The sequence below is a fragment of the Actinokineospora sp. genome (assembly GCF_052390155.1).
Taxonomy (GTDB): domain Bacteria; phylum Actinomycetota; class Actinomycetes; order Mycobacteriales; family Pseudonocardiaceae; genus Actinokineospora.
Genome location: NZ_JBQTHF010000032.1, coordinates 20,704 through 45,753 on the forward strand (window position 1 = coordinate 20,704; position 25,050 = coordinate 45,753).

The 25,050-nt window shown below is 70.9% G+C and carries 23 protein-coding genes and 2 tRNA genes; 17 read left to right on the plus strand and 8 right to left on the minus strand.

Translation table 11 applies throughout. From position 1 onward, the window contains the following. Positions 1-65: 65 nt before the first annotated feature. From ACT4N7_RS13650 to ACT4N7_RS13660, 3 genes are all read right to left on the minus strand, one after another. Entirely contained in the window at positions 66-482 is a 417-nt protein-coding gene (locus tag ACT4N7_RS13650) for a Fur family transcriptional regulator (RefSeq protein WP_444829069.1), read from the minus strand. Then, on the minus strand, positions 479-790 hold the full coding sequence (locus ACT4N7_RS13655) for an ArsR/SmtB family transcription factor (protein ID WP_444829095.1): 312 nt from the start codon (positions 788-790) through the stop codon (positions 479-481). Before ACT4N7_RS13655 ends, ACT4N7_RS13650 begins: the two co-directional genes overlap by 4 nt. 190 nt (positions 791-980) lie before the next feature. Next, complete coding sequence (locus tag ACT4N7_RS13660) at positions 981-1,289, minus strand: DUF6703 family protein (RefSeq protein ID WP_444829070.1); 309 nt, start codon at positions 1,287-1,289, stop codon at positions 981-983. A 30-nt stretch (positions 1,290-1,319) separates the two neighbouring features. On the opposite strand from ACT4N7_RS13660, the gene ACT4N7_RS13665 reads away from it, so the two are divergent. Together ACT4N7_RS13665 and ACT4N7_RS13670 are read left to right on the plus strand one after the other, a co-directional pair. Next, positions 1,320-1,694 (plus strand): antibiotic biosynthesis monooxygenase, encoded by a 375-nt coding sequence (locus ACT4N7_RS13665; RefSeq protein WP_444829071.1) that lies wholly within the window; start codon positions 1,320-1,322, stop codon positions 1,692-1,694. 323 nt (positions 1,695-2,017) lie between these two features. Then, positions 2,018-3,427, plus strand: a complete 1,410-nt coding sequence (locus tag ACT4N7_RS13670) for a glycine--tRNA ligase (RefSeq protein WP_444829072.1) — start codon at positions 2,018-2,020, stop codon at positions 3,425-3,427. 7 nt (positions 3,428-3,434) lie between these two features. On the opposite strand, the gene ACT4N7_RS13675 is transcribed toward ACT4N7_RS13670, so the two are convergent. After that, positions 3,435-4,382, minus strand: coding sequence for a hypothetical protein (locus ACT4N7_RS13675; protein WP_444829073.1), 948 nt, complete (start codon positions 4,380-4,382; stop codon positions 3,435-3,437). A gap of 235 nt (positions 4,383-4,617) precedes the next feature. Here ACT4N7_RS13675 and ACT4N7_RS13680 point away from each other — a divergent pair, with 235 nt between their 5' ends. The 4 genes from ACT4N7_RS13680 (at position 4,618) to ACT4N7_RS13695 (ending at position 8,295) form a co-directional block, all read left to right on the plus strand. Continuing rightward, the gene (locus ACT4N7_RS13680) at positions 4,618-5,202 is read left to right on the plus strand and encodes a YdcF family protein (protein ID WP_444829096.1); all 585 of its coding nucleotides are present in this window, start codon (positions 4,618-4,620) and stop codon (positions 5,200-5,202) included. A gap of 25 nt (positions 5,203-5,227) precedes the next feature. Next, on the plus strand, positions 5,228-6,517 hold the full coding sequence (locus ACT4N7_RS13685; protein WP_444829074.1) for a deoxyguanosinetriphosphate triphosphohydrolase: 1,290 nt from the start codon (positions 5,228-5,230) through the stop codon (positions 6,515-6,517). A gap of 45 nt (positions 6,518-6,562) precedes the next feature. Further along, positions 6,563-7,648, plus strand: coding sequence for a serpin family protein (locus ACT4N7_RS13690; RefSeq protein ID WP_444829075.1), 1,086 nt, complete (start codon positions 6,563-6,565; stop codon positions 7,646-7,648). 80 nt (positions 7,649-7,728) lie between these two features. Beyond that, complete coding sequence (locus ACT4N7_RS13695; protein WP_444829076.1) at positions 7,729-8,295, plus strand: carboxymuconolactone decarboxylase family protein; 567 nt, start codon at positions 7,729-7,731, stop codon at positions 8,293-8,295. Here ACT4N7_RS13695 and ACT4N7_RS13700 read toward each other — a convergent pair. Further along, positions 8,285-9,211, minus strand: coding sequence for a sigma-70 family RNA polymerase sigma factor (locus tag ACT4N7_RS13700; protein ID WP_444829077.1), 927 nt, complete (start codon positions 9,209-9,211; stop codon positions 8,285-8,287). The genes ACT4N7_RS13695 and ACT4N7_RS13700 overlap by 11 nt on opposite strands. A 59-nt stretch (positions 9,212-9,270) precedes the next feature. On the opposite strand from ACT4N7_RS13700, the gene dnaG reads away from it, so the two are divergent. The 3 genes from dnaG to ACT4N7_RS13715 all read left to right on the plus strand — a co-directional run bounded on the left by dnaG (position 9,271) and on the right by ACT4N7_RS13715 (position 12,720). Further along, complete coding sequence (gene dnaG / locus ACT4N7_RS13705) at positions 9,271-11,172, plus strand: DNA primase (RefSeq protein ID WP_444829078.1); 1,902 nt, start codon at positions 9,271-9,273, stop codon at positions 11,170-11,172. A 199-nt stretch (positions 11,173-11,371) separates the two neighbouring features. Continuing rightward, on the plus strand, positions 11,372-11,917 hold the full coding sequence (locus tag ACT4N7_RS13710) for a hypothetical protein (protein WP_444829079.1): 546 nt from the start codon (positions 11,372-11,374) through the stop codon (positions 11,915-11,917). A gap of 38 nt (positions 11,918-11,955) precedes the next feature. After that, the gene (locus tag ACT4N7_RS13715) at positions 11,956-12,720 is read left to right on the plus strand and encodes a trans-aconitate 2-methyltransferase (RefSeq protein WP_444829080.1); all 765 of its coding nucleotides are present in this window, start codon (positions 11,956-11,958) and stop codon (positions 12,718-12,720) included. An 8-nt stretch (positions 12,721-12,728) separates the two neighbouring features. Here ACT4N7_RS13715 and ACT4N7_RS13720 read toward each other — a convergent pair whose 3' ends face one another. Further along, positions 12,729-12,911: a hypothetical protein gene (locus tag ACT4N7_RS13720; protein ID WP_444829097.1), complete on the minus strand. Its 183-nt coding sequence runs from the start codon at positions 12,909-12,911 to the stop codon at positions 12,729-12,731. 150 nt (positions 12,912-13,061) lie between these two features. Between ACT4N7_RS13720 and ACT4N7_RS13725 the strand changes: the two genes are divergently transcribed. The 6 genes from ACT4N7_RS13725 (at position 13,062) to ACT4N7_RS13750 (ending at position 20,056) form a co-directional block, all read left to right on the plus strand. Further along, positions 13,062-13,137 (plus strand) — tRNA-Asn (locus ACT4N7_RS13725). Between the two features lie 81 nt (positions 13,138-13,218). After that, positions 13,219-13,292 (plus strand) — tRNA-Ile (locus tag ACT4N7_RS13730). A gap of 65 nt (positions 13,293-13,357) precedes the next feature. Continuing rightward, positions 13,358-15,331 (plus strand): TPM domain-containing protein, encoded by a 1,974-nt coding sequence (locus ACT4N7_RS13735; protein WP_444829081.1) that lies wholly within the window; start codon positions 13,358-13,360, stop codon positions 15,329-15,331. 314 nt (positions 15,332-15,645) lie between these two features. After that, a complete protein-coding gene (locus ACT4N7_RS13740; protein WP_444829082.1) occupies positions 15,646-17,259 on the plus strand; it encodes a TROVE domain-containing protein in 1,614 nt (537 codons plus the stop codon). A gap of 63 nt (positions 17,260-17,322) precedes the next feature. Next, positions 17,323-19,161, plus strand: a complete 1,839-nt coding sequence (locus ACT4N7_RS13745) for a hypothetical protein (protein WP_444829083.1) — start codon at positions 17,323-17,325, stop codon at positions 19,159-19,161. Between the two features lie 31 nt (positions 19,162-19,192). Beyond that, the gene (locus ACT4N7_RS13750) at positions 19,193-20,056 is read left to right on the plus strand and encodes an exodeoxyribonuclease III (RefSeq protein ID WP_444829084.1); all 864 of its coding nucleotides are present in this window, start codon (positions 19,193-19,195) and stop codon (positions 20,054-20,056) included. On the opposite strand, the gene ACT4N7_RS13755 is transcribed toward ACT4N7_RS13750, so the two are convergent. After that, positions 20,057-21,031: a CobW family GTP-binding protein gene (locus tag ACT4N7_RS13755; protein WP_444829098.1), complete on the minus strand. Its 975-nt coding sequence runs from the start codon at positions 21,029-21,031 to the stop codon at positions 20,057-20,059. It abuts the gene before it with no gap. Between the two features lie 76 nt (positions 21,032-21,107). Between ACT4N7_RS13755 and ACT4N7_RS13760 the strand changes: the two genes are divergently transcribed. Continuing rightward, a complete protein-coding gene (locus tag ACT4N7_RS13760; protein WP_444829085.1) occupies positions 21,108-22,097 on the plus strand; it encodes a LacI family DNA-binding transcriptional regulator in 990 nt (329 codons plus the stop codon). Beyond that, positions 22,094-24,643, plus strand: a complete 2,550-nt coding sequence (locus ACT4N7_RS13765; RefSeq protein ID WP_444829086.1) for a hypothetical protein — start codon at positions 22,094-22,096, stop codon at positions 24,641-24,643. Before ACT4N7_RS13760 ends, ACT4N7_RS13765 begins: the two co-directional genes overlap by 4 nt. Positions 24,644-24,695: 52 nt before the next feature. Here the strand turns inward: ACT4N7_RS13765 and ACT4N7_RS13770 are convergent, their stop codons facing one another. Further along, positions 24,696-25,040 (minus strand): hypothetical protein, encoded by a 345-nt coding sequence (locus ACT4N7_RS13770; RefSeq protein ID WP_444829087.1) that lies wholly within the window; start codon positions 25,038-25,040, stop codon positions 24,696-24,698. Positions 25,041-25,050 lie beyond the last annotated feature (10 nt).

The following is a 25,050-nucleotide window of genomic DNA, read 5'->3' on the forward strand; positions in this document are numbered from 1 at the left end:
GCGGCGGAGGTCCGCTCGACCGGCGCCAGCGCATGATCCATCCGTCGTGAGTGGCGGACGGTTCCTCAGGCGCTGCAGCGCTCGCAGGTTCCGAATATCTCCACGGTGTGGCTCACCTGGGAGAACCCGTTCTCCGCCGCCACCCGGTCGGCCCAGCGCTCGACGGCCGGGCCCTCCACCTCGACGGTATGGCCGCACGTTCGGCACACCAGGTGGTGATGGTGGTGGCTCGAACAGCGCCGGTAGATCGCCTCGCCCGAGTCGGTCCGCAGGACGTCGATCTCGCCCGCGTCCGCGAGCGACTGGAGCGTCCGGTAGACCGTGGTCAGCCCGATGCCCTCGCCGCGCTTGCGCAGCTCTTCGTGCAACTCCTGCGCGGAGCGGAAGTCGTCGAGCTGGTCGAGAAGCTGTGCGACGGCCGTCCGCTGGCGGGTAGAGCGTTTGCCAGGCACGGTCGCCGAGGAGCGGTCGGTCGTCGTCACCGGGCGTCGCCTTCCTCCACGTGAGCAACTGCGTCCACGACGATATGCGACAGGTGCTCGTCCACGAGGCGATACACGACCTCTCGGCCGTGCCGTTCGCCGAAAACGACCCCGGCCGACTTGAGCACCCGCAGATGCTGGCTGATGAGCGGCTGGGCGACGCCCAGTATCTCGACCAGCTCGTGCACGCAGCGCTCGGCCTCGCGCAACTCCAGCACGATGGCGATGCGCACGGGCGCGGCGAGCGCGCGTAAGAGGTCTCCGGCGGCGTTCAGGGTGTGGGCTGGGCGCCGATGAATCGGCACCACCGCAGGACGGTCAGGCGAGTGTTCGTGCTGCTCGGCGGCTGCCCGCAGCTCGTGCGACGCGGCTTCCGAGGTCACGATCGACGTCGTCCTCTCCTCGCTGCCCGACGGCGAGATGCCCGCCGGGTGATGGTTACCGTGTTCATCTTAGGCGCTCGGGCTGTTTCCGGTGGACAGCGCCGAATCGCCTCCGTCACAGCACGGAGACCAGCACGGCCACCAGCGTCGCGAACACCAGCGCGCGGCCGAACCGCTGACTCGGCGACAACACCTGCCACGTCGCCGCCAGCAACACGCCGACCCCAGCGGCCAGCATGCCGAGCAACACCGCGCCAAGTGGCCCGCGGATCAGCACGCCTGCCGTGAACAGTGCGATGACCACGAGAAACGCCACCGCCGGCGGCACCTTGGCCAGCGGTCCCCGCCCGCCAAGCAGTGGTGCCTTCAGTGACCGCGATCGCGCCACGGTGCCTCCCCGATCGGTTGGGTTACGGTGCAGCATCCTCGCACTACGTCTGAAAGGCCGCCCCGGGTGCTGTTGATCGCCAGGTTCACCGTCGCCGAGCCGGAGCCCTTCACCGCCCGTGCCCAGCGCGCCCTCGAACTGCTGCTGGCCCAACCCGGGTGCCGTCGGGGCCTGCTGGTGCGGTCCACCGAGTCCGCGTCGGCCTGGGTGCTGACCGTGGAGTTCGCCTCCGTTTCCGCCTATCGCAAATCGCTGTCTCCTTTCGACGTCCGTGAACACGTGATTTCGCTGTTGGCCGAAGCCGACTCGACTGAGCCCGCCGCGTACGAGGTCGTCATCGAGGCCGAGCCCGGTTCGGTGCGCAAACACACCAGCCTGCTCGCCGCCGACGCGGCCACCGTCCGCATCGGCGAGGCAGGCGGCCCGGCCACCGCCCGCTGACAGCCCCGACAGCCCCGACAGCCCACTGACGGCCCGCCGCTTGCCCGCTGGCCGGCCTGCGCCGCCTGCCCTGACGGATTGCCCGCCGACAGCCCCGCTGCTTGCCCGCTGACCAGCGCACCGCCTGCCCCCGACTGCCCGCTGGCCGGCGCACCGCCTGCCCCCGACTGCCCGCTGACCAGGTCAAAGGCCGATCCTTCGACCCAAGGCAGCGCACCGTGATCGACCGTGCACGCGGCGAATCCCCCGGTCAGGGTGGTCCCGTGCCGCGGACTACCCTTGTGGGTCTCCGCCGCCCTGTGAGTTCCCCGCATGGAGGGTCAGTGCCAGCCGACCGGATCGACACCGTCGTCAGTCTCTGCAAGCGCCGGGGTTTCGTCTACCCGTGCGGTGAGATCTATGGCGGCACGCGGTCGGCCTGGGACTACGGCCCGCTCGGCGTCGAACTCAAGGACAACATCAAGCGCGCGTGGTGGCGCACGATGGTGCAGGGTCGCGACGACGTCGTCGGTCTCGACTCGTCGGTGATCCTGCCGCGCCAAGTGTGGGCGGCCTCCGGGCACGTCAACGCCTTCCACGACCCTCTGGTCGAGTGCACCTCCTGTCACAAGCGCTTCCGCGCGGATCAGCTCGCCGAGGAGTACGCGGCCCGGACCGGCGAGGACGTGGCAGGTGACTCGGTGGCGAACCCACCTGAGTACGACCTGTCCGACGTGCCGTGCCCGAACTGCGGCACCCGCGGCCAGTACACCGAGCCGCGCGAGTTCAACATGATGCTCAAGACCCACCTCGGCCCGGTGGAGACCGAAGAGGGACTGCACTACCTGCGCCCGGAGACCGCCCAAGGCATCTTCGTGAACTTCCTGAACGTGCTGACCACCTCCCGTCGCAAGCCGCCGTTCGGCATCGGTCAGATCGGCAAATCGTTTCGCAACGAGATCACCCCCGGCAATTTCATCTTCCGCACGCGCGAGTTCGAGCAGATGGAGATGGAGTTCTTCGTCGAGCCCGGCACGGACGACGAATGGCACCAGTACTGGATCGACGAGCGCATGCGCTGGTACACCGATCTGGGCATCGGCAAGGACAACCTCCGTGTCTATGAACATCCGCAGGAGAAGCTGTCGCACTACTCCAAGCGGACCGTGGACATCGAGTACCGCTTCCGGTTCGGCGGCCAGGAGTGGGGCGAACTGGAGGGCATCGCCAACCGCACCGACTTCGACCTGACCACCCACTCCAATCACTCCGGGGTGGACCTGTCCTACTTTGACCAGGCCACCGACTCCCGCTACCGGCCGTTCGTCATCGAGCCCGCCGCAGGTGTCGGCCGACCGATGATGGCGTTCCTGCTCGACGCCTACACCGAGGATGAGGCGCCGAACGCCAAGGGCGGCGTCGACAAGCGGATCGTGCTCCGCCTCGACCGCAGGCTCGCGCCGGTCAAGGTCGCCGTGCTGCCGCTCTCGCGCAACGCCGACCTCTCGCCCAAGGCCCGCGACCTGGCCAACGCGCTGCGCAAGCACTGGAATATCGACTTCGACGACGCGGGCGCCATCGGGAGGCGCTACCGCAGGCAGGACGAGATCGGCACCCCGTTCTGCGTCACCGTCGACTTCGACTCCCTCAACGACCACGCCGTCACGGTCCGCGAGCGCGACACCATGTCGCAGGAGCGGGTGTCCTTGGACCGGTTGGAGTCCTACCTGGCGGGCCAGCTCATCGGCTGCTGAGGTCGGGTCAGCTCGCCACCACCCCCTCTGGTCGCGGTCTGGCCGCCGCGAGCCGGTAGGCCCCGCGCACCTCGTCCACGACGGCGGCCGTGTCCGTGCGGAGCCGCCCGGGCGCCGTGTGCACTGTCACGACGCCGACCGAGGTCAGTCGCGCCGCGCGGGTCGACAGGGACTCCTCGCTGCGCGGTGCCCACGGCCGGTGGATGTCGGCGTCCCAGACGAGCCCGAGGTCGTCCCACCACGCGTCCACCACCGCAAGGTGCACGTCGTCACCGGTGCTGAGCCGGACTCCCCAGCGCGGCGGCGGCAGGCCGGCACGCTGCAGCAGATCGCGCGCCAGGCGCGTCCCGGCGAAGCGCACGCCGCGATCGATCTCGGCCAGCACGCGACGCAGCAGCGCGGTACCCCTGGTCGGTCCCTTGGCCAGCTCTTCGTGGATCGCGTCCAACGGCAGCCCGCCGCGATGCACCGCCTCCATCACCACCACGCGGACCTCGCCCTCCGACGGCATCCGCCTGCAGGCGTCCACCGTCGCCCGAGCCAGCGGCGCGGTCGGAAAACCCTTGCGCCACAGCGGATCGGGTGGCCGTCTGGTGCTTTCGACGGTGATCGAGCCGTCCGCCCGCCGCGGCTCGCCGTCCGGCACCAGCAGGTGAATGGCGCCGAACGAGTGCAGCGGCAGACCGTGCAGCCACAGCGCCTCGCGGCCTGTCACCACCGCGGTCGGGCCGACGACCCGCAGGGCGGCCTGTAGTCGCTGGGTGCGGATCGGCGGGGCGTCGCTCAGCAGGACCAGGCCGGGCTGGAGCCGTTGCCAGGGACCGCTCGGCCCGCAGCGGGATCGGATGTGGTGACCGGACAGGCCGAGGGCGACCAGTTCCGTGGCACGGGCCACGCCGTGCGGGAACAGACTGGGCAGGCGGTCGAGATCGAGGAGTGCTCGATTTGTTTCCATGGCTTCGAGCAAACCGGTGGTTGCGGGAGTGCGCCAGGGGGTCGTTCGAACTGTGGATGGTTTCGGCCAATGTGGACAACTCGGCTCGGCGGCAACGGATTCGGGCCGGAAACGTCTTACTGGTCGCGTACCGTGCCGCCCGACCGCCGTGTTTCTGGAAGGATGCAGAACCGTGCCACCCCACCCCCACCCGGTTCGTCGGTTCCTGCGCAGGCTGTTCCTCGGCTTTGTGCTCATGGGCATGCTCGTCGTCGGCGGCACCGCGTTCCGCGTGTGGCAGGTCGCTCGGATCGACGACCGCGACCACGCGGACGTCGTTGTCGTGCTCGGCGCGGCGCAGTACGCGGGCAAGCCTTCCAAGGTGCTCGAAGCACGACTCCGCCAGGCGAAAGCGCTCTATGACGAGGGTGTCGCCGACTACGTGGTGACCGGCGGGGGCAGGCGCGAGGGCGACCGGTTCACCGAGGCCGAGGCAGGCCGCAAGTGGCTGGTGGACCGCGGTGTACCCAGCGACAAGGTCATCGAGGTCGGCGAGGGAAACGACACCCTCGGCACGCTGCAGGCGGTCGCGGCCGAGGTCAAGGGGCGCGGCTGGGAGTCCGCCGTGATCGTGAGCGACCCCTGGCACTCGCTGCGCGCGCGCACCATGGCCAAGGACGCCGGGCTCGACGCCTGGACCTCTCCGACGCACTCCGGTCCGATCGTGCAGACCCGCGAGACCCAGGCCCGCTACATCCTGCGCGAGACCGTCGCGCTGCTCTACTACCGCGCGACCAACGCCTCGGCCGATCGGATTGCCATCGACGAAGAAGTCGGCTGAGCCGTCCGGCACGTAGGCTCTTTCTGTGAGTCCCGGCTATACCGACCACGACGGCGACCGGATGTTCGCCGAACCCCCGAAGGGCGCCGCCCTGCCGGGATCGTGGCCTGCGGTCCGCACGCCGTTCAGCCGCGACCGCGCCCGTGTCCTGCATTCCGCCGCCCTGCGCAGGCTCGCGGGCAAGACGCAGGTCGTCGGCCCGAACGAGGGCTCCGAGGTGCACGGAATCCCGCGGACCCGGCTTACGCACTCCCTCGAAGTCGCCCAGATCGGCCGCGGCATCGCCGAGGAGTTGGGCTGCGACCCGGACATAGTGGACACCGCCGGACTCGCCCACGACATCGGCCATCCGCCCTTCGGCCACAACGGCGAGCAGGCGCTCGACGAGGCCGCCCAGCACTGCGGCGGTTTCGAGGGCAACGCGCAGACGCTGCGCATCCTCACCCGGCTGGAACCGAAGGTTCTCGGCGCGGACGGCACCGAGCACGGTTTGAACCTGACCCGTGCCTCGCTGGACGCGTCCACCAAGTACCCGTGGCCGCACCGTGCCGGGATCGCGAAGTTCGGCGCCTACGACGACGACGTGCCGGTGTTCAGGTGGATGCGTGAGGGCTGTCCGGGGCGCCGCCGGTGCATCGAGTCGCAGGTGATGGACTGGGCAGACGACGTCGCGTACTCCGTGCACGACGTCGAGGACGGCATGCGGTCCGGGCGGATCACCCTGGGCGCGCTGGCCGACCGGACCGAGCGCGCGGTGGTCGCCGAGTTGGCCGCCAAACACTTCTCCGATGAGCCGGTGTCCGCCTTGGAGGAGGCCGCGACAGTGCTGTTGGCGTTGCCGGTAGTCGCGGACCTGGCTGCCCGGGACTACGACGGGACCCTCGGGGCTCAGGTCGCGCTCAAGAGGCTCACCAGTGAGCTGGTAGGCCGGTTCGCGTCGGCCGCGGTGACCGAGACCCGCCTGGTGCACGGCGACGGCCCGCTGACCAGGTACGCCGCCGACCTGGTGGTGCCCGACCGGGTCGCCGCCGAGGTCGCGCTGCTCAAGGCCATGGCTGTCCGGTATGTGATGAGCGACCCGGACCGGTTGGCCCTGCAGACTCGGCAGCGCGCGCTCATCGGCAGGCTGGTGGCCACGATCGCCAAGCGCGCGCCGCAGGCCCTGGAGCCCGCCTTCCAGCCCGCCTGGCACGCCGCGCCCGACGACGCCCGCCGGTTCCGTGTGGTCATCGACCAGGTGGCGTCGCTGACCGACGCCCAGGCTCTGGTGTGGCACACGGTGCTTGTGGATAACCGCCGAGGCTCCGTCCGCTGAGCCGGCACACTCGACTCACGGACATCACCAGTCGGGGAGTCAGCAGTGACGCACTTGGATTTCACCCTCGCCCTGCACCGTGCTCTCGCGGCCGATCCGCGCGAGCAAGTGTGCTGGTCGCCGTTCTCCGTGGCGAGCGCTCTCGGGCTGCTGGCCCATGGAGCGCGCGGTGAGACCCGTGCGGAGCTCGTCTCCCTGCTCGGCGACCTCGACGAGCTGACGCCGTTGCTCGCCGGGGCCGCCGAGCTGACGAAGGCCGGTCCAGACGACGACGAGCCCGCCGTCGCCGTGTCCAACACGCTCTGGACGGACGAGACGATCACGATCGAGGAGTCCTTCACCGGCGAACTGTCGCGCTGGTCCGACGGCTCGGTGCGCACCGCGCCGTTTCGGACCGAGCCGGAGAAGGCCCGCGCCATGATCAACGCGGACGTCGCGGAGACCACCAGGAAGCTGATTCCCGAACTGCTGGCGGAGGGCACCATCCGCCACGACACGGTGTCCGCGCTGGTCAACGCGCTGTACCTGAAGTGCGCGTGGCGCAACAGGTTCAGCGAGGGGGCGACGGAACCGAAGCCGTTCCAGACCGGGGCGGGGACGGTCGAGGTGCCCACGATGGCGCTGAACGAGAGCGTCGGATACGCCGCCGTCAACGGGTGGCAGGTCGTCAGCCTGCCCGCCGTCGGCGGCGTCGAGGCGGTTGTCCTGCTCCCGGACGGCGACCTCGCGGACGCCGAGCCGGGGCTGACCGGCGAGTCGCTGGGTGCGCTGCTCGACGCGCCCGAGTCCCGGCAGGTGGCGCTGCACCTGCCCAGGCTCAAGGTCTCCACTCAGGCCGAGCTGACGATGTCGCTGAACGCGCTGGGTGTGCGCACGGTCTTCGGCGAGCAGGCCGACCTGGGTGGGATCAGTCCGAACTCGCTGGCCGTGCAGGCGGTCCTGCACGAGTCGGTGCTCAAGATCGACGAGCAGGGCCTCGAAGGCGCGGCGGCGACGGCCGTGATGATGCGCCTGCTGTCCATGCCCGCCGAACCGGTGGTCGTCGCCGTCGACCGACCGTTCCTGTTACTGGTCCGGCACACGGGCAGCGGGGCGGTGTACTTCGTGGCGCGGATCACAGACCCGTCCTGACGGGGCCTGTCACACCCTCGGGTGATGGTTCGTCCTCATCGTGAACGGCCCGGATCGGGCCCGGACACGAGGAGATAGGCATGCCGCGCATCACCGGGGTCACCACGAAGCAAGCCGGTCCGCTGCTGCGCACGGTGTACTGGTTCGCCCGGCGAAGGTACGGAGCCGTGCCTGAGCCGGTCACCGTGGTGGCCCACCACCGCAAGCTGCTCATCGCCAACGGTCGGCACGAGTTGGCGGTCGAGCGGGCGTCCCAGGCGCTGCCCGCCAATGTCCGGGAGTTGGCGGTGTATCGCGTCGCCCAACAGTTGGCCTGCTCGTGGTGCGTCGACTTCGGCACCATGCTGCAGCGCCACGGCGGGCTCGACATCGACCGACTGAAGGAGATCGACAACTACGCCGAATCGGATGCCTACAGCGCGGGGGAACGCCTCGCCATCGCCTACGCCGACGCGATGACCACCAACCCGGTCAGCGTCACCGACAAGCAGGTCGCCGAACTGAAGGACGCGTTCGGCGAGAAAGGAGTGATCGAACTGACCTACCAGGTCGGCCTGGAGAACATGCGTGCCCGGATGAACAGCGCGATGGGCATCACCGACCAAGGCTTCACCTCAGGCGACGCCTGCCGGATCCCTACCCCGTGACGCGGGTCAGCTTGTCCGGGTTCACCACGTCGTAGATCGCGGCGATCCTGCCGTCGCGGATCGCGAACGTAGTGACCCGGCGGGTCAGTTCGCGGTGGGTGTCGTCGCCGGGGAGGTCGGGCATCCGCATCCCGAGGTCGCCGTTGACCAGCACCAGTTCGCCCGCGCCGACGGAGCGCTCGCCGTACATCTGCAGCAGTCCCAGCAGGAAGCGGGCGATCTTGTCCGGGCCGACGACGTGCCTGCGCGCGGTGGGTGCCTTGCCGTCGCCGTCGCCGATGAGCACGGCGTCCGGGTGCAGCAGCGCGACGACTCGCGTCAGGTCGCCTGCGGCGATGGCGCCGAGGAAGCGCTCGACGAACTCGCTCTGCTCGGCGAGCGCGACCCGCGGCGGCGGGTCCGCCTGGGCGACGGCACGCCGGCCGCGGGAAGCGTGTTGGCGGGCGGCGGTGTCGGCGCAGCCCAACGTGGCCGCGATCTCGGTGAACGGCACGCCGAACGCGTCGTGCAGCACGAACGCCACGCGCTGCTCCGGGGTGAGCTTGTCGAGCACCACGAGCGCGGCCATTCGGACGCCGTCGTCGCGGACCACGGCCTCCAGCGGGTCGTCGTTGGGCGGCGTGCCGAACGGGGTGACCACGGGCTCGGGCAACCACGGGCCGACGTAGCTCTCGCGTCGGACCGCGGCCGAGCGCAGCCGGTCCAGGCAGATGCGGCCGACCACGGTGGTCAGCCAGCCGCGCAGGTCGCGGATGCCCGCGCGCGTCGGTTCGTCCACACCGGACAGTCGCAGCCAGGACTCCTGCACGGCGTCCTCGGCGTCGGTCAGGGTGCCGGTGAGTCGGTAGGCGACGCCGAGCAGGTGCGCGCGGTGCTCGGTGAAGCGCTCGGCCAATGCGGCTTCGCTGACGGTCACTCGGCCATCGTAGTGACCGACCGACCGACCCCTGGGGTGCGCGCCTAGACTCGTCCGTTGTGGCGGGGCGAATCCGGGAAAGCGACATAGCTCAGGTTCGGGAGCGCAGCCGGATCGACGACGTCGTCGGCGAGTACGTGGCGCTGCGCCGCGCGGGCGGCGGGTCGCTCAAGGGGCTGTGTCCGTTCCACGACGAGAAGTCGCCGTCGTTCAACGTGCGGTCGACGCACGGCACGTTCCACTGCTTCGGCTGCGGCGAGGGCGGCGACGTCATCGCCTTCGTGATGAAGATCGACCACCTGTCGTTCGTCGAGGCGGTCGAGCGGCTCGCGGAGCGGGTCGGCCTGCAGTTGACCTACGAAGGCGGCGGCACGAGCGTCCAGCGCGACCGCGGCACCCGCTCGCGCCTGGTCGACGCGCACAAGGCCGCGGCCGAGTTCTACACCGAGCAGTTGCGCGGGCCGGATGCCGTCAAGGCGCGCGAGTTCCTGGCCGAGCGCGGGTTCGACCAGGCCGCGGCCGCGACGTTCGGCTGCGGCTACGCGCCGGCGGGCTGGGACAAGCTCACCAAAAACCTGCTCGGCCGCGGGTTCGAGGTCCAGGAGCTGATCAAGGCCGGGCTGGCCAAGGAAGGGCGCCAGGGGCCGATCGACCGGTTCCACCGCAGGCTGCTGTGGCCGATCAAGGACATCGGCGGCGACGTCGTGGGCTTCGGCGCGCGCAGGCTGCACGACGACGACCAGGTCCAGGCGAAGTACCTCAACACCAGCGAGAGTCCGATCTACAAGAAGTCCCAGGTGCTGTTCGGCCTCGACATGGCGAAGCGGGAGATCGCGAAGCGCCACCAGGTCGTCGTGGTCGAGGGCTACACCGACGTCATGGCCATGCACGCGTCCGGCGTGCTGACGGCGGTGGCGTCGTGCGGCACCGCGTTCGGCGTCGACCACATCCGGGTGCTGCGCAGGCTGCTCATGGACGACGACGCCTTCCGCGGCGAGGTGATCTTCACCTTCGACGGGGACGAGGCCGGGCAGAAGGCTGCGCTCAAGGCGTTCGACGACGACCAGGAGTTCGCCGCGCAGACGTTCATCGCGACCGCGCCGGACGGTATGGACCCGTGTGAGCTGCGTCAGGCCAAGGGCGAGGTCGCCGTGCGCGATCTCGTCGCGCGCAGGCAGCCGCTGTTCGCCTTCGCCATCCGCGCCGAACTCGCCGCGCTCGACCTGGACACCGCGGAGGGGCGGGTGGACGCGCTGCGCCGCACCGTGCCGATGGTCGCGCGGATCAAGGACCACTCGCTGCGCGACGAGTACGCCCGCCAGCTCGCGGGCTGGGTCGGCTGGGAGGACATGGCCACCGTGGTGCGTCGCGTCCGGGAGAGCGCGGGCGGCGTCGTGCAGACCCGGCGGACCCGGCCGGTCGACCCCAACCAGGCCGCGCTCGCCGTCGAGGTCCAGGGCCTGCCCCGGCCGAACCCGCGCGACCCCCGGCTCAACGCCCAGCGCGAGGTGCTCAAGCTGGCGCTGCAGGAGCCCGCCCTGGCCGGGCCGATGTACGACTCGATGCCCGCCGACGTGTTCACCCACCCCGCGTACGCGGCGCTGCACCGCGCGGTGCTGGACGCGGGCGGGACCGCCAGCGGACTGGGCGGGGCGGAGCTGCTGGAGGCCGTCGGCAAGAACTGCGCGGAGCCGACCGTGCGGACGCTGGTGAGCGAACTCGCGGTCGAACCGATGCCGCTGCCGAACAAGAACGCGGCGGCGGAGCGCTACGCCTCGGCGATTCTCGCTGCGCTGCAACGGGAACTGGTCGCGCGACAGATCGCGGAGATCAAGTCGCGGCTGCAGCGGGTGTCCCCTGTGGACAACCCGGAGGAGGCCCGCGCGCTCTGGGGGGACTTGGTCGCGATGGAGGAGTGGTACAAGGCACTCGGAAAGCAGGCGGCCGGGGGTCTCGATTGAGCGGGTTTCTCAGCAGTTCCAGTGGGTTCGCGGGCCAAGCGGGTGGACAGGGACCAGGAAATGAGCAACTTCAGGGGTTTCGTGTGCTCGCTCGGCGGCCCGCAAGCGGGTGGGGGACTGGCGCTGTGAGCGGGTTTCCGCGCGATCCCCAGGGTTTCGTGGGCACCGTCCACGGCATGCGGGTGGCTGGAGGTCTGGAGTGAGCGGGTTTCTCGGCAGGCTGTTGGGCAGCGGTGTGCCCAAGGGATTCCCGGGCAGGCTCGACGCCGACGAGGCTGTGGTGGCGGTGGGTGAGGTGCGGGGTGGTGGACACCTCGTCGCGACGTCCACCGGGTTGTGGGTGCCTGAGGGCGAGGGGGCGCGGCGGATCGGGTGGCACCTGATCTCCAAGGCGACGTGGGGCGGTGGTGCGTTCCTGATCACCGAGGCCGAGGTGTCGGAGCCCGCGGGCGACGCCGTCCTGCTGTCCGACCTGCCGCCGCGCAAGATCGTCGTTGCGGTGCCCGGCAAGCTCCCGCAGGTGGTGCACCAGCGGGTCACGGGGTCCATCCGCTCACGGCACCACCGGGAACTGCCGCACGGGGGAGCCTGGTTCGTCCAGCGCAAGGTGCCGGGCCGTGACGGCGTGGTGTTGCAGGTTCGGCCGGACGAGGGCACCGACCTCGACGCGGTGCGACTGGTCGCGGCCGAGGTCGCCGCGAAGGTCGCCGAGGCGATCGGTCTCGCCGAACCCGGAGAGCGCTAAGGTACCAGTACGCACGTACTGTTTGCTTGGGAGGCGCCATGTGGGACCCCGCGAAGTACCTGAACTTCGGTGACGAGCGGGCCCGTCCGTTCTTCGAACTCGTCGCCCGGGTCCAGGCCGAGGCGCCGCGCAGGGTCGTCGACCTCGGCTGTGGGCCGGGAAACCTGACCGAGACGCTGCTTCAGCGCTGGCCGAACGCCGACCATGTCGCGATCGACTCGTCGCCGGAGATGGTGGCCGCAGCGCGCGAGCGGGCAGTGGCGGCGCACGTGGCGGACATCCACGACTGGAACCCCGACGAGCGAACCGACGTCGTGATCAGCAACGCCGCACTGCAATGGGTGCCCGACCATCCCGACCTGCTCCGCCGGTGGGCCGACCGACTGCCCTCGCGCGCGTGGCTGGCGATCCAGGTGCCCGGCAACTTCGCCGCCCCGTCACACGCCCTGGTGCGTGCACTGGTGCGGGAGCGGACCTGGCGCGACCGCCTCGAACCTGTGCGGCTGCGCGAGGAGGACGCCGTGCTCGACCCGGAGGGCTACGCCGAACTCCTCGCGGCCTCCGGCTGCGACGTCGACGCCTGGGAGACGACCTACCTGCAGCGCCTCGACGGTGCGGACGCCGTACTGGAGTGGATCACCGGTACCGCACTGCGCCCGATCCGCTCGGCCCTCGACGACGCCGAGTGGGCGGACTTCCGGTCCACGCTCGCGCCCCGCCTGAACGCCGCGTACCCCCGCCGCGCGGACGGCAGCACCTGGTTCCCCTTCCGCCGCGTCTTCCTCGTCGCGCGGACACCGTGAGCCCGCGGCTAACCCCGGCCCGACCGTGCGCCGAACTGCTCACCGACCTTGGCCCGCGCGATCCCCGCGGCCCCCTGCACCGCGGGATGATCGACGATCTTGCGGTAGGTGCGCACGATCTGGTCGTAGCGCCCACGGCCCGCCTTAGCGCCGAGGATGTACCCGACACCGGCCCCCACCAGGAACCCCATCACGGTGCGCCTCCACATGTCTCGATGTGCGACCCATCCTTCCCTACCGGACACCCGCCCGCCGCAGTGCGCACGCGGGACCCCGGCGAAACCGGTCGACAGCGTGCGCTAGAGTTACGGCTCGTTGGGCCACGGCCCGACGGGTGTCCTTCCTCCATAGCTCAATTGGCAGAGCATTCGACTGTTAATCGAAGGGTTGCTGGTTCGAGTCCAGCTGGAGGAGCCAAAACCCCAGGTCGACGACCTGGGGTTTCGTAGTTGCAAGGTATTCCTCGGTCGGGCGACCTGAGTAAGATCCGTCACGTCCGGGGCGGTAGCTCAGTTGGTCAGAGCAGGGGACTCATAATCCCTTGGCCGTCGGTTCGAGCCCGACCCGCCCCACTGTTTGTCCACCCAGGACACATGACTGCCGGGCTGCGCGGAAGCGGAGCGGATAGATTCACGCCATGTCTTTCGCGTCGTCGCTGGCACTTCGGTGGTCACTGGCTGTCACTACACTGGCGTTGGTCGTACTGCCCGCGGCGGCTGCCGCGGATCCGCCGTTCCGGTTGCCGAACCAGGTCGTGGACAATGTGCGGGCGCTCGACGCCGGGCAGCGGGCCGAGGTGCAGGCGGCCATCGACGGGCTCTACACCGCGCGCAAGCTGCGGCTCTGGGTGGTCTACGTCGCCGACTTCAGTGGGCAGAACGCCGCCACCTGGACCCAGCGCACCGCGGGGATCAGCGCGCTCGGCGACCGGGACATCGTGCTCGCCGTGGCCACCGTCGACCGGGAGTACAACGTCTTCTCGACGGGACTGCCCGACCAGATCACCGACGCCGAGTTCGAGAGCCTCCAGGTCGACGCCATCGAACCGGCGTTGCGCGAGGGCGACTGGGGTGCGGCGGCTGTCGCGGCGGCGGGGAGCCTCGACAGTGCGATGAACCCCGTGGGCGCAGGCGCGGTGCGCACGCTGGTGATCGGCGGCGCCGTCGTCGTGGTCGGGGCGGGTGGTGTGCTGCTCTATTCGCGCAAGAAGAAACGGCAGCGGGCGAAGGCGGGTATCGAGGCGGCCCGCGACATCGATCCGAATGACACGGCCGCGCTTGCCGCGTTGCCGATTTCGGCGCTGGACGAGCGGTCCAGGGAAGTGCTGGTCGAGATGGACAACGCGCTGCGGACCAGTGCCGAGGAACTCGAACTGGCCCGCGGCGAATTCGGCGACGATTCGACCAGGTCGTTCGCGAGCGCATTCAGCAAAGCCAAAGACGCGTTGGCCCACGCGTTCTCGATCAGGCAGCGGCTCGACGACAATGTCCACGAGACCGCCGATCAACAGCGTGATCTGCTGGTCGACCTGATCAGTAGCTGTGGCAAGGCCGACCGGGAACTCGACGCCAGTGTCGCCGAGTTCGACGCCCTGCGCGATCTGCTGATCAACGCCCCGCAGCGGCTCGACGCGCTCACCCAGGAGATGGTCGGCCTCACCGTCCGCGTACCGGATTCGGCCGTGGCGCTGGAGAAAGTGGTCGGCGAGTTCCCCGCCGACGTTGTCGCGCCGGTTCGGGACAACGTCGCCATGGCGCGGGAACGGCTGGCGTTCGCCGACCAGAACATCACCGCGGGCCGCGCGGCCGTCGCGCTGCCCGCGGGGCAGCAGGGTCCGGCCGTCGCGGCGATCCGGGCCGCTGAAGGCGCTGTCGGGCAGGCCCGCACGCTGCTCGACGCGGTCGACCACGCGGCCGACGACATCCGGCACGCGATCGCCACGCTGCCCGCCGCGCTCGATGAGGCGCGCAAAGACATCGCCGCCGCCGCGGAACTGGCAGCTTCCGGCGGTCCGGCGCTCGCGCGGGCCAAGGCCGCCGCGGAGGCCGCGCTGGCCAGGGCGGAGGCCGCGGCGGCGACCAACCCGCTGGGCAGCTTCACCGAGATCGCGGCGGCCGACGTCGAACTCGACAAGGCCATCGCGACGGCGGAGAGCCAGAAACGGCTGACCCAGCAGGTCGACCAGGCGCTGACCGCGGCGGCGGCGCAGGTGTCGTCGGCCGCCGACTTCGTCGCCACGCGCCGGGGCGCCGTCGAGGCCGAGGCGCGGACTCGGCTGTCCGAGGCGGAGCGACACCTCGACACGGCTCGGCAGCTTCGCGCGTCGGACCCGTCGCAAGCGCTGCGGCACGCGCAGACCGCCGCCGACCTGGGCTCGCGCGCGGCGGCCGCCGCGCAGGCCGACGTGCGGGCGTGGGAGACGCGCAGCGCGCCCTCGTCGTTCGGCGACAGCGCGGGTGCGGTCCTCGGCGGCATCCTGATCGACAGCGTGCTGCGCGGCGGGTTCGGCGCGGGCAGTCGCGGCGGACGCGGGGGCGGCGGTGGCCGCGGCCCCGGCTCGTTCGGCGGTGCGGGCAGTTCCCGGCGGATCGGCGGCGGCGGGCGGTTCTAGCGGTTCGGGTAAATCGGTTCGGTCGGCGCGAGTGATCGGATAGGCTGCGACCGCACTCCCGGTGCGCGGCCCGCGGTTACTTCACTGTAAATGAATCCGAACCGCTGGCCACTTCGATCTCGGGAGCCGAAACGTCGGATGTGCCCGGTGCGCAGGTAACGGTTACTTCCTAATCTATAGGTCGCGGGTTCGAGTCCCGCCCGCCCGAATCAGGGCGGTAGCTCAGTGGCAGAGCAATAGAAGATACCGTCGCCGACTCGCTGATCTCGGGCCGCATCCGACGTTTTCGGCTTCCCTTCCCGGAAGGGTTGAGGGTGTCCAAGTTCAACTTGTTCGGCGTCCGATCCGCGACCGGCTCGCCGGTCACCACTGAGCGCACCGCGTCCAGCCGCACCTATGAGGGTGGCGCCGGGTACGCGCGCGACGCGCGTGGCGAGCTGTTCCTGCTGGCGGTGTCGAACACGGTCGGCGAGAACACCTTCTACGAGCCCGGCGGCGATCGCGACGATCGGTACGCGCGGCTCGTCCACGACGCCACGCTCGCCGATCCTGAGTGGACCGCCCGGTTCCTGCGCTGGCTGCGCGCCGACGCGAACATGCGTACCGCGTCGCTCGTCGGTGCCGCCGAGTTCGCCAAGGCCCGTCTCGACGCGGGCGCGCACGGCATGTCCCGGCAGGTGGTCGATTCCGTCCTGCAGCGCGCCGACGAGCCGGGGGAGATGCTGGCCTACTGGATGTCGGTGCACGGTCGCGCCGTGCCCAAGCCGGTCAAGCGCGGTATCGCCGACGCGGCGACCCGGCTCTACGACGAGCGTGCCCTGCTCAAGTACGACAGCGACGCCCGCGGTTTCCGTTTCGGCGACGTCCTCGACCTCGTCCACCCGTCCCCGCGTGAGCCGTGGCAGGGTGACCTGTTCACCCACGCGCTCGACACCCGGCACGACCGCGACAACCCCATCCCCGAGCGGCTGGCGCTGCTGCGGGCCCGCGCGGACCTGATGGCCCTGCCGGTCGAGCGCCGCCGCGAGGTCCTGCGCGACGACCCCGCGCGGCTGCTGCGCGGCGCGGGCATGACGTGGGAGGCGCTGGCCGGGTGGTTGCAGGGGCCGATGGACGCGGCCGCGTGGGAGGCCGTCATCCCGACCATGGGTTACATGGCCTGCCTCAGGAACCTGCGGAACTTCGACCAGGCAGGCGTGTCCGACGAGGTCGCCGAGTCCGTTGCCGCGCGCCTCGCGGACCCGGCCCAGGTGGCCCGGTCGCGGCAGCTTCCGATGCGGTTCCTGTCCGCCTACCGCGCCGCGCCGTCGTTGCGGTGGGGGCACGCGTTGGACAAGGCGCTCACCGCGTCGCTGGCCAACGTGCCCGAGTTGGCTGGTCGGACGCTGATCCTGGTCGATACGTCCGGGTCGATGAACGGCAGTTTCAGCCGGGACGGTGCGCTGATGCGGTGGGACGCGGCGACGGTGTTCGGGCTCGCGCTGGCGATGCGCTGCCACCGCGCCGATGTGGTGTCGTTCTCCGACGGCTACTGGGGCGGATCGGGCACCAAGGAGTTCCGGCTGCGCCGCGGCGAGTCGCTGTTGCGGGCTGTCGAGCGGTGGAAGGGCGCCGGGTACTTCATCGGCGGCGGCACCGACACCCCCGGCGCGATCCGCAAGCACCTGAGCGCGCGCCACCACGACCGGCTGGTCGTCCTCACCGACGAGCAGTCGACCGGCGACGTCGGTGGCACCGTGCCGCGCGAGATGCCGCTCTACACCTGGAATCTCGCCGGGTACCGACTCGGCCACGCCCCGTCCGGCGGCGCGAACCGGCACACGTTCGGCGGGCTGACCGACGCGAGTTTCGCCCAGATCGGCCTGGTGGAGGCGGGCCGGGACGCTCGGTGGCCGTGGGAGTCCCACTTGGCTCAAGGCGGCTGCTGAGCGGACAATGCCTTGGCGCGGATCGTTCACGCGTGCGGCGACCCATGAGGGACAGTGACGCAAATGGCGACCAGAGTCCACCCCGGTGACCACGAGCGGTTCGAGATCGCGCGGGACAGGCTGGTGAACGGGTTCGTGAGCTGGGTCGTCGAGCGCGGCGCGGACGCGGACCCGTTCGTCGCCGAGGTCGCGCTGGACTACCGGTATGACGTGGCGGGGGAGTTCGGCGGGTGGGCGGCGCGGGATGTCCGCGTGCTGATGACCGACTGGTTCCCGTGCCGGGTGACGATGGCGCAGGCCGAGCGCCCGCGGGTGCTCGCCACGCTGCACGAGTTGGTCGACTTCCTGGCGCTGCGGTCTTCCGGCGACGAAGTCCCGGTCGCGGAGTTGCACACCGAGATCGACCGGCAGGCCGACGCGTTCGAGTCGGCGATGGTGGACGAGCGCAACTTCGGGCTCGCGAAGTTCTGGGCGACGCGGATGGCGGAGAACCTGGTCGATCCGCAGAACGAGGACGCCGTGCGCCGGTTCCTGACCGCGGTGGACGCGGGGGAGATCGCGGTCGACCAGGAGGTGCTGGCCGAGATCGACCGGCGCCGGTCGGATGATGACGCCGGGGACGCCGCCGCGCCGCCGCTGCCGTTGGTCCTCCTGGCCTCGACCGAGGAGCTGGTGGCCGCGGCGGCGGCGAGCCCGATGGCCGCCAGGGTGCACGCGTTCGTGACGTGGGTGGGTGCGGGTCGGGCGGCGACCGATGAGGCTCTCGCCGAGCTGGACGTCCCGGAGCTGCCTCTGGTGGTGGCCTGGGCCAAGGCCGGCCTTTTCGTTCGGGTCGAGGATGGCCAGTTCGTGCCGATCGAGAGTTCCGCGGGCTTCCTGGACCGGCCGCGGGATCTGTGGCAGCGGACGCTGTCGTCGTTCGACGCGGTGGGGCGCGCGGTGTGCCCGCCGACCGACGAGCACCAGGAGCCGATGGTCGCCGACGTGTTCCCGGCCGTGGTGTCGAGCCTCTGGCTGACCCTTTACACCTCGGGTGGCGCGCCCGTTCCGGTGGAGTTGCTGGCCGAGATCCACCGCGAGGTGATGGCAGGCCGGGTCGAGGACGGCCCGGTCACCGAGGCCCGCGAGCTGCGTTGGCGGCGCGACCTGACCAGGGTGATCGAGGTGCTGGAGTCGTTGGGGGCGTTCGACTCCGGCATGACCGACGACCCCGTCGCGCGGGAGCGGCTCAGCGAGTTGTCCGGGAATGACGAGCCGGACATGACGCTGGTCTGGTTGACGCCGCTGGGCATGTGGGGCGTCCGGGAGATCCTGCTGACCCACGGCATCGCCGCGCCCGCCGCCGACGAACTCGCCGGGGAGCCGATCGACGCGGTGGGTGCCGCGCTGCTGACCGCGCCGCCCGAGTTGGCCGAGGTGGGTCTGGCGGCGTGGGTCGAGGCGCGTGATCCCGGGGTGGCCTCGGTGGAGCTGGCGGAGTTCTGCGCGCGGGCCCCGTCGCCGTCGCTGCGGCTGCTCGCGCTGACCGGGCTGGCGCGGACCGGCGACCCCGGGGTCGCCGAGGCGCACCGGCTGCGGGCGGCGGGCGGGTTGGTCGGCGCGGTGGCCACGGCGTGGCTGGTCCGGCATTCCGCGCTGGACGACAAGGTGCCCAGCGAGGACGAGATGCTGCTCGCGTTCGTCGACAACTTCGCCGCGCTGCACGAGCACGACCTGCTCATCGACGAGCTGACTACCCTCCCGGTGCCCGACCAGCTCGGCTTCGTCCGGGTGCTGGTCCAGATCGAGCACGCCGACCGGTTCGACCTGCTCGACGTGATCGCCGCCGACCATCCTGACACCTCGGTGGCGAGCGAGGCCCGCGAGGCGCTGCGCGGCCTGTACGCCGCGGCAGGCCAGTGAAACTGTCGGTGGTCGCGGCTACCGTGGTCGGGTGCGGGTAGCGACCTGGAATGTGAACTCGGTCAAGCAGCGGGTGCCGCGGCTGCTGCCGTGGCTCGACCAGCGGCGGCCCGATGTCGTCTGCCTGCAGGAGACCAAGCTGGCCGACGACGCGTTCGCCGAGGTGCTCGGCGCCGAGCTCGACCGGCGCGGCTATGCGGCGGCGGTCAGCGGCGAGCCGCGGTGGAACGGGGTGGCGATCCTGTCCCGGGTGGGGCTGGACGACGTTGTGGTCGGGGTCGACGGCGCGCCCGGGTTCCCGCATCCCGAGGCGCGGGCGGTGGCCGCGACCTGCGGCGGGGTCCGGGTGCACTCGGTGTACGTGCCGAACGGGCGCGAGCCGGATTCCGAGCACTATCGCTACAAGCTGGCCTGGTTGGCCGCGCTGCACGAGGTGGTCCGGGCGGGTCCGGTGGCTGCGGTTGTGTGCGGGGACGTGAACATCGCGCCGACCGACGCCGACGTGTTCGACCCGGACGCCTATGTCGGCCAGACCCACGTCACCGCGCCGGAGCGGGCGGCGTTGGCCGAGTTGCGGGCGCTCGGCCTGCGCGATGTCGTGCGCGACCGGTGGCCGACCGAGCGGGTCTTCACCTACTGGGACTATCGGGCGGGCATGTTCCACAAGAACCTGGGGATGCGGATCGACCTGGTGCTGGCCACCGCCCCGGTCGCTGGTCGGGTGCGGGCGGCGTGGGTGGACCGGCACGCGCGCAAGGGCACCGGGCCCAGCGACCACGCCCCGGTGATCGTCGACCTGGACGAGGCGCCGGACGGGGACATCGGGCCGGTCGTGCCGCCGTCGTCGGCGCCCGCCGCCAAGCCGGGATCGGTGACGCTGCCCCAATCGCGGTGATCAGTCCACGAGGTAGCGGGTGACCGACAGCAGGGCGAGCGGATCGACGCCTGCCGGATCGGATTCCGTGGCCTGGCGCAGGTCCCGGATCAACGCCGCCCCATCCAACCCCGCGCCGATCATCACCAGCCGGGTCGTGTCGCCGTGGGCGTCGCGGTGGAAGCGGACCTGGGCGCCCACGGTGTGCAGGCGCAACCGCTGGTCCCCGACGACGACAACCCCCTTCATCCGATACAGCCCCGCCGGCCTTCCGTGCAGGAAGTCCATGAACCGCAACGGGTTCATCGGTTCCGCGCTGGTGAACTCGACACTCTCGTAGCCCGCGTGCAGATGCGGCTCGGGCTCGATCAAGTCCTCAAAGGACAGTTGGTGCCGTGCAGGCCGGTCGACCGGGTCGAACAGCAGGCCCGGGTCCACCCGCCCGTGCTCGGTCGCGACAACCGGCACGCCACCCGCGAGGTCCCGCACGAGCGCCAGCACCCGATCATGGGTGGCTACGCGGTCGATCTTGTTGAGTACCACCAGATCCGCGTACCGCAGGTGCTTGTCGAGCTGGGGATGCCGCTCGCGGGTCGACTCGAACTCGGCGGCGTCGACGACCTCGACCAGGCCGCCGTACCCGATATGCGGGTTGGTGCTGCCGAGCACGAGTCGGACCATCGCGGGCGGCTCGGCCAGACCGCTGGCCTCGATGACGATCACGTCGACCGGCGCGTCCGGCTTGGCGAGCCTGCCCAGCATCTCGTCCAGGTCCTCGACGTCCACCGCGCAGCAGAGGCACCCGTTGCCGAGGGTGACCATCGAGTCGACCTGGGCGGCGACGGTCATCGCGTCGATGTTGATCCGGCCGAAGTCGTTGACGATCACGCCGATGCGCAGGCCGGTCGTCGCGCGCAGGAGATGGTTGAGCAGGGTGGTCTTCCCCGACCCGAGGAACCCCGCGACCACCAGCACCGGAATCGTCACGGGTGCGATCGTAGTAGTCCGCCTGTTGACAGCGCGCTGTGCGCGGGGCCACAGTTTGGACCGGTCAAATCGAGGGTGAGAGCGCATGACGGTGACGGTGCGACAGGTGGCGGCGGACGCGGGCGTGTCCCGGCAGACCGTGTCCAACGTGCTCAACGCGCCCGCCCGCGTCGACCCGGTCACCCGCGAGCGGGTCGCCGAGGCCATCGAGCGGCTCGGCTACCGGCCCAACCGCGCCGCGCGCAACCTCAAGCTGCGCCGGGCCGGCCTGGTCGGCTACTGCGTCAGCCCCCGCTCCACGCCGAACCTGCTGATGGACGCCTTCCTGCACGCCTTCTGCACCGCCGTCGCGGACACCGGCAGGCACGTGCTGCTGTTCAGCGCGCCGCCGGGCGAGGCCGGGATCGGCGTCTACCACGATCTGGTCGCCGAGCGCGCGGTCGACGCCTTCGTGCTGTCGGACACCGTCGCCGACGACCCGCGCCACCGCGCGCTCGTCGGACGTGCCCCCGTGGTGTCCTTCGGCCGCGCCGACCTGGGCTCGTGGGTGGACGTCGACGGCGCTGCGGCGTGCGCCGAGCTGGTCACGGGCCTCGCCGCGCTGGGGCACCGCGAGATCGGGTTCCTCGGCTGGCGCGCGCCCGAGACCGCCGCGACGGCCGACCGCCGCGCGGGCTGGCAGCGCGCGTGCGCGGAACTGGGGCTCAACGGCCGCGTCGGGCTCGCCGACGACGACAGCGTGGCGGCGGGGGAGCGGGCCGCGGGCGCCCTGCTCGACGCCGAGTCCGCGCCCACCGCCCTCGTCGCGATCAGCGACCAGGTGGCGCTCGGCGCGCTCCAGGCGGTCACCGCGCGCGGCCTGCGTCCCGGCACCGATGTCGCGGTGACGGGGTTCGACGACACGCCGCTGGCGGCGGCCGTCGTCCCCGGACTGACCAGTGTCCGCCAGCCGCTCGACCTGATAGCCGCCGAACTGGTGCGGCTGCTGGATGACTCCGAAGACCAGGTTCTGTTGCGCGGCAAGGTGATCAGCCGGGCCAGCGCTCCCGTCCCCGTCGAGAAAGGCAGCTCATGAGGCGACCAACCCTGCTACTCCTGGCCGTGGCGACAGCCGCGGGCACCGTGCTGACCGGGCCGGTGGTGAGCGCCGAGCCTGATGCCCGGTCGCCCGAGTTATCGGAGACCACGCGCCTGGCCGACCGGCGGGCGCTCGTGGTCGGCGACCGGGCCTACACCATGGGCGACGAGACCGGCCTCTATCCCGCCACCGGCTGGCACATCCGCGGTGAGATGGGCGGCTTCTGGTCCCAGCCGATCAAGCTGCTCGACGGCCTGTGGCTGGGCATCGACGGCCAGTGGCTCGGCGGCCAGATCCCCGCGGCCCGCTACACCAAGGGCTTCGGCTACCAGCGGTTCGATTACACCGCACCGGGTTTGCGCGCGCAGCGCACGGAGTTCGTCCCCGATGGCACCCGCGCGACGCTCGTCGGGCTGACCGTGCGCAGCGAGCGCGCCCGCGAGGTGACGTTGTCGATGGACGCGCACTCCGAGCTGATGCCGAGCTACCCGTGGGGCTGGACGACGCCGAGCGCGGCCACCAACACCCCCGACACCGGCACGTTCACCGACAACGCGCTGCTGTTCCGCGACACCGGGAACGCGCGTGACTACGCAGCGGTCACCGGCAGTTCGCTGCGGCCCCAGGCGCACCAGCTCGGCGCGGGGTACCGCGGTCCGCAGGAGCCCGCGGTGGTCTGCCCCGCGGAGGGCACGGCACCGCCGCGCTGCGATGACTCGGCGTTCGGCAAGGGAACCGGCGGACGCCTGGACTATCGGCTGAGCCTGCAACCCGGCAAGGAGACCACCGTCTGGTTTGCGGTCGCGGGCTCCGACAACGGTGTCGGCGAGGCGCGCGCCACCTACGACCGAGTGCTGCGCGACCCGGAGAAGTTGTTGCGCGACACCATCAAGGCCCGCTCGGACGTCGGCCGCAACACGGTTGTCGACCTGCCGGGCGACCGGCTGCTGGAGCGCAGTGTCGAGTGGAGCAAGCAGAACCTGGCCGACTCGGTGCAGGAGGCGCGCGACCTCGACATCCGCGACGTGGACGAGGGCCGGGCCTACCCGCCCGCGAAGGGCGTCGTGGCCAAGGCGCGGTGGCTCGCGGCCGGATTCCCGGACTATCCCTGGATTTTCGCCACTGACGGCGAGTACACCGCCTATGCCGCGGTCGCGGCCGGACAGTTCGACATCACCAAGGACCACCTGCGCGCGCTGCGCGACGTGAGCGATCTGCTCAACGACCGCAGCGGCAAGGTCGCGCACGAGGTGGTGCCGACCGGCGATGTCTACTTCGGATCGAACACCGACGCGGGAAACACCGACGAGACGGTGAAGTTCCCCAGCATCGTGGCCCTGCTGTGGCGCTGGACCGGCGACGACGCGTTCCGCGACGAGCTGTACGACTTCGCCGTGCGCAACCTGCGCTACGCCGAGCGCACCCTCGACGCGGACGGCGACGGCTGGCTCGAAGGGCTCGGCAACGTCGAGCGATCCGGTATGGGTGAAGAGAAACTCGACAGCACGGTGTACTTCATCCGCGGCCTGCGCGACCTCGCCGACCTCGCGACCAGCAAGCGCGACACGGCCACCGCCGAGTGGGCCAACGCCAAGGCGGCGGGCCTGGAGCGCCGGTTCGAGGCGCAGTGGTGGGTCGGCGGCGACGCGGTCGCCTACGCCGAGTCGGTGGACGACCCGGCGAACCCGGCCAACGACAACGCGCCCGTGTTCCAGCGGCACTGGACCGGCGTGACCCCGATGGAGGCCGAGGTCGTCCGTCCTGATGGGACGGTCGGCCCGCTCGCCGCGAACGGTACCGCCGCCCTGGCGCAGCGTGAGAAGGCTTGCTACACCGGCGAATTCGGTCTCTTCCACACCGGCTCCGGCCCGACCTCGGCGCCCGGCGGCAACAAGGGCCCGTCGTGCGACTCCGTGGTGTCCACTGTGGTCAGTGAGAGGTCCACGTTCTCGCTCAACACCGCGGTGATGGCCGTGGCCGAGGGCAACTACGGCAGGCTCGGCCCGAACCAGCAGGGTATTTACACCAAGGGGAACGCGCGCATCCAGCTCGACCCCAGGGTGTGGGAGACCCCCGGCGCCATGCCGGAGATCGCGCCGTCGCCGGACTTCGTGGCCAACATCGACCGGCCGTTCTACGACCGCTCGATGAACCTCCAGGCGTGGGGTACCTACGGTGTGCTGTGGCCGGTGGTGCACCAGCAGCTCGGTGTGTCCCCGGATCTCGGCCGCGACCGGCTCTCCGTGCTGCCGCAGGTTCCCCAGGGGCAGCACAGGATCGCGGGCCGTGACATCCAGGTTGGCGAGGGCGCAGTGGCCGTCTCCGCCAGCGCGACCGGTCGGGTCTGGCGCACCGAGGTGCGCTGGGACGGGCCCGCCGTCGAGTTGACCGTGGGCGCGGTTCTCCCCGCCGACGCTCGCATTGCGACAGTCACGGTGAACGGCGCCCCCGCCGTGTACCAGGCTGTGCGGACCGCGCGGGGCCTGGAGGTGCGGGTGGCCAGTCGCGCACGATCCGCCGACGTGGAGATCCGCGTCCGGTAGACCTCCCGCCGTGTCCTGGAGGGGCATCTCCGGGACACGGCGGGTTCCTGGCTCACGTCCGCTTCGGTGGCGTCGCGTTCTCTTCGAGCAGCCGGACGAAGCCGAGTTGGCGATCGGTGAGCATGCGGTACAGGCTGGCGAGCGTGGCGCAGGGCCAGGGAACCGCGCAGGTCGAGCAGTTGTCGCCGCGCTGGGTGTTGCCGTGTTCGGTGACCATCTGGCGGATGACGAGGCCCAGGTCCTCGATGGCCGAGCGGATGACGCCGCACTGTTCCTCGGTCCACGGCTCGTCTTTGTCCACGATGTACTCGACGGTTTCGACGTGCTCGTAGAGCAGGCTGCACAGCAGGGCGCGGGCTTCGGCGGCGACTGGGGGGAGTGTCTGTGGTTGGGTCATGACGCTCACA

Excerpts from the sequence above, each read along its gene's own strand:
- ACT4N7_RS13745 (WP_444829083.1), top strand. The coding sequence starts at position 17,323 with ATGGCGACCAGAGTCCACCCCGGTGACCACGAGCGGTTCGAGATCGCG.
- ACT4N7_RS13735 (WP_444829081.1), top strand. The coding sequence starts at position 13,358 with ATGTCTTTCGCGTCGTCGCTGGCACTTCGGTGGTCACTGGCTGTCACT.
- ACT4N7_RS13765 (WP_444829086.1), top strand. The coding sequence starts at position 22,094 with ATGAGGCGACCAACCCTGCTACTCCTGGCCGTGGCGACAGCCGCGGGC.
- ACT4N7_RS13770 (WP_444829087.1), bottom strand. The coding sequence starts at position 25,040 with ATGACCCAACCACAGACACTCCCCCCAGTCGCCGCCGAAGCCCGCGCC.
- ACT4N7_RS13760 (WP_444829085.1), top strand. The coding sequence starts at position 21,108 with ATGACGGTGACGGTGCGACAGGTGGCGGCGGACGCGGGCGTGTCCCGG.
- ACT4N7_RS13675 (WP_444829073.1), bottom strand. The coding sequence starts at position 4,382 with ATGGAAACAAATCGAGCACTCCTCGATCTCGACCGCCTGCCCAGTCTG.
- ACT4N7_RS13695 (WP_444829076.1), top strand. The coding sequence starts at position 7,729 with ATGCCGCGCATCACCGGGGTCACCACGAAGCAAGCCGGTCCGCTGCTG.
- ACT4N7_RS13715 (WP_444829080.1), top strand. The coding sequence starts at position 11,956 with ATGTGGGACCCCGCGAAGTACCTGAACTTCGGTGACGAGCGGGCCCGT.
- ACT4N7_RS13660 (WP_444829070.1), bottom strand. The coding sequence starts at position 1,289 with ATGCTGCACCGTAACCCAACCGATCGGGGAGGCACCGTGGCGCGATCG.
- ACT4N7_RS13680 (WP_444829096.1), top strand. The coding sequence starts at position 4,618 with ATGGGCATGCTCGTCGTCGGCGGCACCGCGTTCCGCGTGTGGCAGGTC.
- ACT4N7_RS13720 (WP_444829097.1), bottom strand. The coding sequence starts at position 12,911 with ATGGGGTTCCTGGTGGGGGCCGGTGTCGGGTACATCCTCGGCGCTAAG.